The organism is Mesorhizobium sp. EU05-FHT14A09 (genome assembly GCF_058790995.1).
The window spans coordinates 224,063-234,786 of the sequence record NZ_JBYTDF010000010.1; the positions used below are offsets into that span (position 1 = coordinate 224,063).

The following is a 10,724-nucleotide window of genomic DNA, read 5'->3' on the forward strand; positions in this document are numbered from 1 at the left end:
CCCGCAGCTTCTGACGGTAAGCCCCGCTGAAGGGTCGGAAGGGCCGCGGCTTTGGGTTCGACGACTTGTCATATGGAAAGAGCCCGGTGGGGAGAAGGTGCGGGACATCGAGCTTCGCCCCGGCCTGAACATCGTTTGGTCACCTGATGGAGCAGATGATGCCGCTTTGGCGGGTCAAACAAATGCCGTCGGGCATGGTAGTGGCAAAACGCTTTTCTGCCGGCTTATCCGCTATTGCCTTGGCGAGGATCGCTTCGCCACCGAGCCACAGCGTGATCGGATCGGCACTGCATTCCTGAATGGTATCGTAGGTGCCGAGGTCGTGCTTGATGGAGTCTGCTGGGCAATCGTGCGCCCGCTCGGCCTGCGCCGCAGACATATGGCTGTTCCGGGTGGAAATCTCGACGAGATCGCCGCTGGTGAAGGCGCTTCAACGGGAATGGAGCCGTTCATCGAAGCGATAGACCAGCAAATCATTACTACTGCCCTTGCCCAGTTGGTTCGCCCGCAGGCGAGCGGAGCGATTTGGCCGATCGCGCTCGCTTGGCTCACGCGGGACCAGGAGTGTCGATTTGACGATGTCCTGGACTGGCGGTCGCCGACGTCGGACTCCGACTCACCAATGCCCGCCAGCGGGCAGGAGAAGGGACCAAGGCTTGAGGCGCTCCGTTCATTTCTGATGGCGATCACGCCTGAGGAACAAGCCACGCGTGGTGAAGTGAATAGCCTCAGCGAACAGCGCCGGGTCCTGGACCAAGAGATTGGCCATCGCCGGTGGGAAATCGAACGCACGCAAACGCGGCTCGTTACGGGTCTCGACCTTGAGAGTCAGTCGCTCCCCGAGATGCCATTGCTCATTGACGTCATGCGCAGGTCCGCCAGCGCGCGCTTGGCATCGGCAAGCAAGGTTCCAACTGGCGGCGACGCTGAGCTCGTCGCAGCACGCGAGCAACGAGAGTCCGCGAGAAATGAATGGGCGCGCCTCGACGGCGAACGTATCCGGATCAGCGCTCTGATACCCGCTGAAGAACGCACATTGGCGATGATACGCGGGGAGTTGCCGGGACTTTCCTATTCGAAAGTCGAGGCCGAAAGCCCGATCTGCCCAATATGTGAAGTCCCCATCGACCGGGCCTTAGCAGAGGGATGCAAGCTCTCGCACAAAATTCCTGATGCAGACGCCTGCCGGCAGCGTTGGAATCAACGACAGGCGGATCACGACGCCCAAGCGAAGCGAGTTGGGGATCTGCGGCAAGAGCAGACGCAGCTCTTGCCCCAGATTGCTCTGGCCAAGCAGCGCTTTGATCGATCCGTCGATCACGTCACGAACATCGAGAAAGCCCGCGATGCCCGAGAGTCCACTTGGTACGGCGCCCGCAGGCTCCAGGATGATGTTGAGCGCCTTGCCGAACTCTTCGAGACGCAGGAGGCGGGTATCAAGCGTCTGCGCGAATTGGGTACAAAACTCGAGACCGAGAGGGAGCGGCTAGGCGCGTTTCGTGACAAACAAGCACGCGTTTTCGGACGCATGAGCGAGAAGTTCGACCCCATCGTCCGGCGGTTGGTCGGCCACGACGCAAAGGGGCGGATCACCCTTAGCGGGAATGGGCTTGATCTCTCGGTAGACATGGGAGGCGACCGCAGGACAGCCGCGATCGACTCTCTGAAGGTTCTGGCTTTCGACCTCGCTGCGATGTGCGTGAGTATCGAAGGCGCGACGCGTGTGCCTTCATTTCTGCTTCACGACAGCCCGCGTGAGGCCGACCTTGGCTTGTCAATTTATGGACGGCTCTTTGATATCGTTCAGGACTTAGAGCGTGTCGGCGGAAAGCCACTGTTTCAGTACATCGTAACGACAACAACGGCGCCTCCAACCGAGTTCAGGGAACGTCCGTACCTGCAGCTAAAATTACATGGCGATCCGCCCGCGCAGCGCTTGCTCGGGGTCGACCTATGACCAGCACGGAAGGGCGTCTTGCAGCTTATCCATTCGTCCTTCTCTCTGAGCTGCGCGACGCCGCGAACGAGCATGGCTACCGCATTGGTCCTGAAGAGGCCGGTGGATGGATCTTTTTCCGATCAGCCAGTGCGCCGGGAGAGATCGGACTGGCCGCCGCGAGCGCCTCCGGTCCGTTCTTTCTGTCCTTGATGTTGCCAGGAGTGGTGCGAGCGTTGGACGCTCAAGCTGCAACTCCCTGGGCCAAAGGTCATGCAGGGGCCTTCATATTTGCCACGCGTGATGAGCTGCATACCGGAGTCCAAGCGGTGTACCGCCTGTCAGTTAGCTTGCCCAACTTTCCTCTTGAGAAATTCGAAAGCGCCGTGGCGTCTCTCGGCGAGACTGAAGGGGAACGCGCACAAAAATTCAGGATCGGACAGAACATCTTTCGCGATGCCCTGATGGAATACTGGAACGGAACCTGCCCGTTGAGTGGAATTTCAAGTCCTGCGCTGCTGAGGGCCTCGCACATGATCCCATGGTCCGATTGCACGAGCGACGCGCAGCGACTCGACGTGCATAACGGACTTCTGCTGTCCGCCCTGTGGGACGCTGCATTCGATGCCGGGCTGGTGACATTTGATGACGATGGATTGGTTTTGACTTCTGCTTTTTTGGAGGGTGCTGCGCTTGAAGCCCTGTCCTTAGGTAAAGCGCCGAGGCTGCCGTTGCGCGATGAGCATCGGCCTTACTTGGCCCATCATCGTAACCACGTTTGGATCCGGAATTGATGGCGGCAGGCGCTCCGAGCCTGCATGAGGGGGGTGGGTTGGACTTCGAAGATCTGCTGACGGCGCTGGAGCCCCCGCTGAACCATGCCGGCACCGCCGCGCAGCCTGCGGAGTTCAAGGAATGAGCGGGCCTGTGTCGACAGCCGGACTGGGGACGTCGACCAAGCTGATTGCTTTGACCAAGCATACGAAGCACGGCCACGTACCAAGCCCGGTTTCGCCGTATTTTGTGGCGCCGCCGACGCAGTCGGCCCTGTCTTTCAACTCGATTGCCTTGGCCGCCGCCATCGCCAGGACGGCGACGACTTGGGATGATGCACCCGTTGCCCTACTCGACGGATTGCAGCAAAGCGCACTGATCGAACTGGAGACTTTGCTCCAGGATGGATCGGCCTTTGCGCTCGAATCTCATTTCAAATTCCTCGCGGATACCGCCGGGTCGCAGTTTGCGGCCAAGGTCGGCGCCGGCATTGCCCACCTCTACATGGATGCTCTCGGCTACGCATGGCGAGCGAACGCAGCGTGCCTCTCGTCGTCGCTCGATCCTCATGCGGATTTCATTTACGAAGGTGGCAACGCGTCCGGCCACGGTGTTGTGCTCGCTGAGGCGCACGGTTCGTTCGCCAAAGATGCGAGCGCTGCCAAGATAGCGAATGCGGCGAAGAGAAAATACATCAAGCAGGTAAAGCCCTTTGTCGCGAAGCCGTCGCCGTTCGGTGAGGTCATCCATGGCTATTCGATTGCATTCGGCGCGAAGCCGACGGTAGCGGGGAGCTTCCTGGCCGTATCGGAGACGCGGATCTCGAAGCCACGAAAACGAACTCTACCGCCAAGTGACCCGCAGGGAGGCGCGATACCCGAAGGCACGCCGGCGCCGATGGCTCTTGCGACCCATCGCTCGAACTTTCTCTTGATGGGCGCGCCGGAGGTAACGAATTGGATCGACTGGATCCGCTTGCCAGATTCCCCAGCTCCGGAGCGACATGACGTTCCGTTTCTTCGATTTGGCTATGCGGGTCGAACCTATTTGGCGGCGCCGCGATGGCTTTTGCGGCCAGGCGGGCCATCATGGTGGATCGAGGATTTCTTCGATCATCCTGAGTGGTGGCGACTTGCTTGGCGCGCACAATTGTCGCCATCGCATCACCCTGGTTCTGACTTCGGCTGGTTCGTAATCGAGGAGAAGGCGGGAGCCGAATTCTTAAATGCACTGAGCAATGCGATCCGCGATCGAGGGACGGCGCTGCCGGCAACGATGAGGCTGCCAACTGTCGAGCCGACAGGCTTTGCGCTCTCCGCGGGAGATCGCATTGCCAGGGCCGACGCCGACGATTCTTACCAGTATGCGCTTTTTCGCGACGGATTGGCCCTGCTGGGCGAGCCTTTCCGAGGGCGGCCGCGCGATGTTGTTGTCTGGTCGCCAGATGGAGGGATGACGCTTGGATGACGATGCTGCGGTGGGTCGCGTCGCATCGCGCACTATGCTATGAGTTCTTGACGGTACTTTCTTGGTTCTCAGCGAGACCCATCCGCGTCACCGAAAATGGGTCCTGAAAGGCGATCGTCCTCGATAGATACCGAAACCGCACAAAAATATTTTCGTGCGATTTTCCCTTTAAAATCAACACCGTAAGATTTTGACGGCCCGAGGGTCGGCTTTCGGTGCGGGAGACGATAAAAAACCCAGCTAGATCAATGGCCTAGCTGGGTTTAGAACAATCGAGTGGGAGTGAATTAAGGTCGTTTCAGACCATCTCGCTCCGTGTCAAAATCGTATGACACCGTTGATTGGTAAGGATTATTTTTCTTACCCCGTGTCGCTGCGTATCATCCCAGCCCAGCCGTTTGTTGGTAGACGAAGAACTGGATGACGATCTCTAAACCAAGTGAGGTTCGCGTCTATTCTATCCGTTGTTGTCAATGTGACCCGTCATCTCGTCTAAACAGAGATAATCGCGGTTGATGATCCTTATTTGGGCGCAAGGATTTTCTTGCGCAGGACCACATAGGGCGTTTCCTCCCGATCATAAATGTATCCTAAAGACTCATATAAGCGGCGAGCGGGATTCTGCGGCAGGCAGCCCAACTCCAAATCAAGGCACCCAGCCACCGCTGCTTCATGTTCAAACCTGACAAGGAGGGCAGCTGCTATTCCCCTCCGTCTGTAGCCAGGGTCAACGTTGATGGAAGCGAGTATCGCTGTGTCGCCTTCTCGTTCCCAGAATAAATAACCGAGGGGTTGATCAAGTTCTTCTGCCGTGATTGTCCGGGGGAGATCATCCACCCACTGTTTTAAATGTTGCTCAAGAGCGGAGAGCCATTTCTGCAATTGCAGTGGCTCCATAGTCTCGATGTACAATCGCTCCAGCCGGTAGATGGTGGGTAGATCATCGGGTCGTCCATGGCGAAGAGAAAACATCTGATAGCGCTCCGTAAAATTGGCAGGGCTCGTTCGCGGGATTTGTTGCAACTACCGCGAAGTCCTGAGGAGCCGTTTTGAAGCTTCGCGAAAAACTGGACGGATGCAACTCAAGGTTCACGGCCATTGCAATTGGATCACTCTTGCGGCGCTGCCATCGCTGGTCAGGCACCCGCCCAAACGGTTGGCCGTCGGTCTATCCACGGCTGTGCGCGCTCAAGCTGACCTGCCAGGCTGAACAACAAGTCCTCGCGGCCAAACCCGGCAAAAAATTGCGACCCGACAGGCAAGCCGGTCACAGGATCGGTCGACAGCGGTACCGACATGGCGGGGATACCGGATACATTTGCCAGAGCCGTGAAGGGCGAATTGCTGAATACCTTGTCGACCCAACCTGGCCCGTCGAGTTCGCTCTGCCCTTGATTGTAAGTGCCAATCAACGATGGCAATTGCGGCAGGGTGGGTGTCAACAAGATGTCAAACGTTTCAAAATATGCGCCGATTGCCCGCGCGACCCTGTTCCTGACATCAAGCGCACCGAGAAGGTCCAGGCCGCTGACCTTGCGCCCATATGTGTAGACGGCCATGGTCGCGGGTTCGAGATAATCGGCTGTCGCACCACGGCCCACGGCGGCAGAAACGGCATCGATCCAGGCTGTGGTGTTCACCGTAAAGAGTTGGGTATTGGCGAACACAAAGGCCTCCCAGGAGACACCAACGTCGAGCGTCACATCCTCGACATCATGACCAAGTTGCTGGCACAGCTGCGCTACACCTCCCAACGCAGCCGCAACAGGAGCGGAGGTACGAACTCCGTTCAAGGGGTTTGGCATGAAACCGATCTTGAGCCTGCCAGGATCTTGCTCGACTTTAGACAGGAAGCTCCCCTGCGGTGCCGCAGTGTAGTAAGGTTCGCCAACGCCCCCGCCTTGGACAGCATCCAGCAGTGCAGCGCTGTCTCTGACCGTTCGGCTAACACCGAGCTGGACTGCAAGGCCGCTCCAGACTTCATCGACAGCAGGTCCATTGGACACGCGGCCTCGTGTAGGTTTCAGCCCAAACAGGCCGTTGACGGATGCGGGAACGCGGATGCTGCCGCCGCCATCAGTTGCATGAGCTAGAGGGACGATACCTGCCGCGACGGCGGCGCCAGCCCCGCCACTCGATCCGCCAGCGCTACGCTCCAGCGCCCATGGATTACGCGTAGCGCCGGTAGCGACACCTTCCGTTGTCGTGCTGATCGCGAACTCCGGTGTGGTGGTTCTGCCGATCGGGACAAGACCCGCTTCACGGAAGCGGGACATTAAAGTCGAGTCGGAAGCCGCAACGAGGCCCTTGGCAAGACGACTGCCCAGCTCATTGGGCCGACCGGCGCGGGTGATGCCAAGATCCTTGACGAGAAACGGAACGCCCGCAAACTGCTCGCCACTCTTTTGGTCTTGCGAGCAGGCTGGAACTTCGTCGGTCCACGTCTCGACAACAGCGTTGATCGCAGAATTGACGCGCTCTACCGCCCGGTGGCCCGCATTGATCACCTCATCGGCAGTGACAGCTCGCTTGCCAATCAGCTCGGCCAGACCGAGCGCGTCGTAAGACACATAGTCACGCAGTTCCATTGCAAAACTCCAAAATGATACCCATTGGTATCAATGATACCGCGTGGTATCTATTGTCAATAGAGCTGGAATCGAAATGGTGTCCACAATGAAGAAGCAGCCACTACGGCAACGCATTATCGAAGCGGCCTTCCGGCTTTTCGATGAAAGGGGAATTCAACACGTTTCGGTCGATGCGATCGCCGTGGCGGCGGAGACTACGAAGATGGGGGTCTATCGCCACTTCTCTTCGAGGGATGTGCTTGTTGATGATTGGTTGACCGCGACGATTGCGAAATATCGCGGGGTCCTGGACGAGATCGAACGTCTTCATCCAGACGATCCGCATGCCCAGCTCCGGAAATGGGTAAACCATGTATTGGAAGGGCTCCCCGCCATTTCCCATCGGGGATGTCCATTTGTGAACACCATCGCAGAAGTCCCGGACCCGGAGCATCCGTTGCGCCAGAAGATCCGGCACCACAAGCTGGATCAGGTTGAGCGGTTGAAGGCCTTGTGCAGGAAGGCAGGCTTGTCCGATCCGAATACTGCCGCGGCAAAAATTACGTTTATGTTGGAAGGGGCTCAGGTCGCGGCCCAGAACGGCAGTCTTCCTGCTGTCGAAAAATCCTTGGCGACGCTAACACGCGAGATGCTTTCAGAACGAAAATGATCCTGCCTTCCTGGCAGGGCGAGGTGGCTGCCGCGGACGGCCTTTCGTGCGTTCTGACGGACCTTCCCCATAGTGTTGCCCCCATTTTCAAAAGTATCGTCATAGGAAATGAGGGATTTGATACGGGATGCTGGTGGATTTCGCGAGCGGCGCGAGCAGTTCCGCTCGACATCGCCGAAGCGGCCATAGGCTGGGCAAGCGGCAGCCTGTCGTCAAACGGTAACATTGCCTCACTAGCCTGACCAAAGCGTCCGTTTGGGGCGTGCGCTGGCGCGCAATTTTTGCCGGCGGCGGGCAGCTCGTGGCGCTTCGAGGCTGATCACTGTCCTAATCTGCACGAGCGGGGACAGTTGCGATGCTTCGATCGGCAGTAGCCGACGCTAAACCAGACTGTGCGAGGCTGATGCGTGCGGCGGCGCCGGCTGTAAGGCGGTCGTCACCTTGGTCGGTTCTTGGAGCATGCGCACTGGTCGCGGCAAGTGTGGCCGCAATGGTCGATCCAGCCCCTGCGCAAACAAAGCTGGCGAACGAGCAGGTCGAACTCAATATTCCGATCCAGCCGCTCGGTGCCGCAATCAGCCGCTATGGCAATGCCACCGGACACGACGTGCTCTACGACGCGAACCTTGCATCCGGCCGTCTCTCCAGCGAGGTGCGAGGCGTATTTGCGCCGGACGAGGCGCTGAACAAGCTCCTCGTCGGCACCGGCCTCAAGGCCGAACTCGTCACCGGCAAGACTTTCGTGCTGGTGCCGGTGCCGGCCAGTCAGCAAGCACGGCAAACGTCGTCGCCAGAGCATCTGCGTTACTATGGACTGATCCAGGCCGGCATTACCGATGCTCTTTGCGATACGCAGGGTGCGCATCCGGGCCGCTACCGCTTCACCGCCAAGCTCTGGATCGCACCGGATGGTGCTGTTGTGAAGTCCCGGCGCATTGGCTCCACCGGCACGCCGCAGAGCGATCATGAGATCGATGCGGCCTTGCGCCGTGTGCAGCTCAACAATGCGCCGCCGCCCGGTTTCCAGCAGCCGGTCATCATCCTGATCGTCCCGCAAGGGCCGGGTGTCACGCGGGGGTGTGATCGGCCATGACCGAGAACGCCCTGACCATCATGCGCCGCATGTTTCTCGATCGCTATGACGACATCAAAGCGCGTTTGGCAAAGCGTCTTGGCTCGGTCGATCACGCCAGCGATGCGATGCAGGACACCTGGTTGCGCCTGGCGCGCGTGGAATCGGTTGGTCCCGTCAAGAGTCCGGACAATTATCTCTACCGGATCGCGTTCAACGTGGCGCAGGATCATCGCCGGACGGAACGACGACAACGCATATCGCCGATCGAGATCGATAGCCTGCTTGGTCTGGCCGACGATGCGCCGACGCCGGAGCAAACCGTCCTGGCCCGCTCTGACCTCAGGGCGTTCAAGGCGATCGTCGACGAGCTTCCCGAGCGCCGCCGGGAAATCTTCATGGCGGCGCGGATAGGCAACATGTCCCATCAGGAGATTGCGGATTGTCTCGGCATCTCCCGCCAGCTCGCCACCAAGGAGATCGGCCTGGCGCTCCAGCATTGCCTGGTGCGGATGAAAGAATTGAGGGGTTGAGCGTGGCCTTTAGGTCGTCAAGAAGCGTCTTAGGGGTAAATCTCCTTCAATCGCGGCCTGCCGTCCGACGGCAAGGAACAGCGCAAGGCACAGGATTGACATGAGCAAGGCACATCCCGGTCTGGACGCGATCGAACTCGCAGCCCTCGACTGGCTGCGAAAGCTCTCGTCAGGAGATGCGACGCCGGAGGACGTCGCAGCGCTGGAGCACTGGCGCGCGCTAAGCCCCCGGCATGAAACCGCCTTCGTCGCGGCGAAGCATCTGTGGCATGCGGCCGGCGCCACCGGCCAGGATCTGTTCAAGCCTGATGAGAGCTTCCCCGACCGGCTGAAAGCGTTGCGACAGCGAACCCGGGAAAAGACAATGACGCGTCGCGCAGCGTTGGGCGGCGGTGTCGCGGCCCTTGCCGCCGCGTTCGCCTACGGCGTCACCAATCCGCCACTCGGACTGTGGCCGTCGCTCGCGGAAATGCGAGCAGACTATCGTACGGCCACTGGCGAGCAGCGCCACGTTACCTTCGCCGGCGACGTGGCGATCAACCTGAACACGCAGACAAGCCTTGCTATCCGTCCCGCCGAAGGCTCGCAGGACCGCATTGAGCTGGTCGCCGGCGAGGCGTCATTCGCAACATCGGCGCGCGTGGCACGATCGCTCATGGTCCTGGCTGGCGACGGCAGGACAATTGTCGAATCCGGCCGGTTCGATGTGCGCTGTACGACAACGGGCGAGCGGTTATCCGTCACCGTGACCTGTTTCGAAGGTGCGGTGAGGATCGAGCGTGGTGCCGATGTGGTGGATCTGCAGCCGGGGCAGCGGGTGCGTTATGATCATGACGGATTGAGCCAGATTGCGGTCGTCAATCCGGAGACCGCCTCGGAGTGGCACCGCGGCATCGTCGAATTCCGCGCGACGCCGCTCATCGAGGCGATAGACGAAATCAATCGCTACCGGCCCGGCCACGTCATTTTGATGAGCGCGTCGCTTGGGCAAAAGCCGCTCAGCGGCCTTTTTCGCATCGACCAGATGGACGATGCCTTGTTGGCACTGGAGCGCGTGTTCGGCGCGAAGCTTCAGCATCTGCCGGGCGGAATCGTGTTGCTGAGCTGACTCGCGCTCGCGGACCGCAAATTACAAAAAAACTTCCAAGGGGCGTGGCGACGACCTCTCCGGATTCCGTCTTAGCAGTGAGACCCTGTTGCCCCAAGGTGGTGGCGACATCTTGCTGCGTGCCGGTTGCCCATACACGACTGAAGGAGTCGCCATGTCCATTTGCTCCGCCCCTTCGATTGCCGCCGCCTCTCTTTCCAGGATGCCTGGGCGCAGCGCTCGTCATATGGCGCTGCTTGCCGGTGTCAGCCTGGCCGCGCTGCTGCTTTCGGGTCCGCAGGGGCTGGCCCTCGAGCTTGGCGGTACGGCGCCTGCGCCGTCTGCGGCAGCGCTTGCGGCTGCGCAGTCCGGATCGCAGGAGGCAGCGCGCGCGGCGCGTGAGAACGCCAACGCACTGAAGCGGGCGACGCTCTCCATCCAGGCCGAACAGGCGACCCAACAAGCCGCCCGCGAAGCAGCGCGGGCCGCGCTGCAGGCTATGCCGCAGGTCGTGCCCAACGGCCTGCGGCCCGGCGGCCTGCAGATCGGCACCGGCGTCATCGGTTCCAACGGCAACGTGAACCGGGAACTGTGGAAGGGCGCCGACCTGCCGAC

At 60.0% G+C, this 10,724-nt stretch carries 11 protein-coding genes; 9 read left to right on the forward strand and 2 right to left on the reverse strand.

The genetic code is table 11. The features are described 5' to 3' along the window. The first annotated feature begins 97 nt into the window (after positions 1 to 97). Genes AC3WTO_RS26415 through AC3WTO_RS26430 form a run of 4 tightly spaced genes read left to right on the forward strand, consistent with a single transcriptional unit; the run spans position 98 to position 4,177 of the window. On the forward strand, positions 98 to 1,957 hold the full coding sequence (locus AC3WTO_RS26415; protein WP_492463911.1) for a chromosome segregation protein SMC: 1,860 nt from the start codon (positions 98 to 100) through the stop codon (positions 1,955 to 1,957). Further along, positions 1,954 to 2,730 (forward strand): HNH endonuclease, encoded by a 777-nt coding sequence (locus tag AC3WTO_RS26420; RefSeq protein WP_492463912.1) that lies wholly within the window; start codon positions 1,954 to 1,956, stop codon positions 2,728 to 2,730. The genes AC3WTO_RS26415 and AC3WTO_RS26420 overlap by 4 nt, the downstream gene beginning before the upstream one ends. Next, positions 2,730 to 2,855, forward strand: a complete 126-nt coding sequence (locus tag AC3WTO_RS26425) for a hypothetical protein (protein ID WP_492463913.1) — start codon at positions 2,730 to 2,732, stop codon at positions 2,853 to 2,855. The genes AC3WTO_RS26420 and AC3WTO_RS26425 overlap by 1 nt, the downstream gene beginning before the upstream one ends. Beyond that, positions 2,852 to 4,177 carry a hypothetical protein gene (locus tag AC3WTO_RS26430; protein WP_492463914.1) on the forward strand — a complete coding sequence of 442 codons (1,326 nt, stop codon included), beginning with the start codon at positions 2,852 to 2,854 and terminating at the stop codon, positions 4,175 to 4,177. The genes AC3WTO_RS26425 and AC3WTO_RS26430 overlap by 4 nt, the downstream gene beginning before the upstream one ends. Before the next feature lie 522 nt (positions 4,178 to 4,699). Here AC3WTO_RS26430 and AC3WTO_RS26435 read toward each other — a convergent pair. Both AC3WTO_RS26435 and AC3WTO_RS26440 read right to left on the reverse strand, forming a co-directional pair. Continuing rightward, complete coding sequence (locus AC3WTO_RS26435; protein ID WP_492463915.1) at positions 4,700 to 5,149, reverse strand: GNAT family N-acetyltransferase; 450 nt, start codon at positions 5,147 to 5,149, stop codon at positions 4,700 to 4,702. Between the two features lie 164 nt (positions 5,150 to 5,313). Continuing rightward, complete coding sequence (locus AC3WTO_RS26440; protein WP_492463916.1) at positions 5,314 to 6,765, reverse strand: amidase; 1,452 nt, start codon at positions 6,763 to 6,765, stop codon at positions 5,314 to 5,316. 88 nt (positions 6,766 to 6,853) lie between these two features. Here AC3WTO_RS26440 and AC3WTO_RS26445 point away from each other — a divergent pair, with 88 nt between their 5' ends. The 5 genes from AC3WTO_RS26445 to AC3WTO_RS26465 all read left to right on the forward strand — a co-directional run. After that, positions 6,854 to 7,417: a TetR/AcrR family transcriptional regulator gene (locus tag AC3WTO_RS26445; protein ID WP_492463917.1), complete on the forward strand. Its 564-nt coding sequence runs from the start codon at positions 6,854 to 6,856 to the stop codon at positions 7,415 to 7,417. 490 nt (positions 7,418 to 7,907) lie between these two features. Continuing rightward, on the forward strand, positions 7,908 to 8,510 hold the full coding sequence (locus AC3WTO_RS26450; RefSeq protein ID WP_492463918.1) for an STN domain-containing protein: 603 nt from the start codon (positions 7,908 to 7,910) through the stop codon (positions 8,508 to 8,510). Further along, positions 8,507 to 9,022: an RNA polymerase sigma factor gene (locus AC3WTO_RS26455; protein WP_492463919.1), complete on the forward strand. Its 516-nt coding sequence runs from the start codon at positions 8,507 to 8,509 to the stop codon at positions 9,020 to 9,022. Before AC3WTO_RS26450 ends, AC3WTO_RS26455 begins: the two co-directional genes overlap by 4 nt. A gap of 100 nt (positions 9,023 to 9,122) precedes the next feature. Continuing rightward, entirely contained in the window at positions 9,123 to 10,130 is a 1,008-nt protein-coding gene (locus AC3WTO_RS26460) for a FecR family protein (RefSeq protein WP_492463920.1), read from the forward strand. Between the two features lie 154 nt (positions 10,131 to 10,284). Continuing rightward, the coding region (locus tag AC3WTO_RS26465; RefSeq protein ID WP_492463921.1) for a hypothetical protein at positions 10,285 to 10,724 on the forward strand (440 nt) is incomplete at its 3' end.

Coding starts and splice junctions, on each gene's coding strand:
- AC3WTO_RS26420 (WP_492463912.1), top strand. CDS start 1,954: ATGACCAGCACGGAAGGGCGTCTTGCAGCTTATCCATTCGTCCTTCTC.
- AC3WTO_RS26425 (WP_492463913.1), top strand. CDS start 2,730: ATGGCGGCAGGCGCTCCGAGCCTGCATGAGGGGGGTGGGTTGGACTTC.
- AC3WTO_RS26430 (WP_492463914.1), top strand. CDS start 2,852: ATGAGCGGGCCTGTGTCGACAGCCGGACTGGGGACGTCGACCAAGCTG.
- AC3WTO_RS26435 (WP_492463915.1), bottom strand. CDS start 5,149: ATGTTTTCTCTTCGCCATGGACGACCCGATGATCTACCCACCATCTAC.
- AC3WTO_RS26440 (WP_492463916.1), bottom strand. CDS start 6,765: ATGGAACTGCGTGACTATGTGTCTTACGACGCGCTCGGTCTGGCCGAG.
- AC3WTO_RS26445 (WP_492463917.1), top strand. CDS start 6,854: ATGAAGAAGCAGCCACTACGGCAACGCATTATCGAAGCGGCCTTCCGG.
- AC3WTO_RS26450 (WP_492463918.1), top strand. CDS start 7,908: ATGGTCGATCCAGCCCCTGCGCAAACAAAGCTGGCGAACGAGCAGGTC.
- AC3WTO_RS26455 (WP_492463919.1), top strand. CDS start 8,507: ATGACCGAGAACGCCCTGACCATCATGCGCCGCATGTTTCTCGATCGC.
- AC3WTO_RS26460 (WP_492463920.1), top strand. CDS start 9,123: ATGAGCAAGGCACATCCCGGTCTGGACGCGATCGAACTCGCAGCCCTC.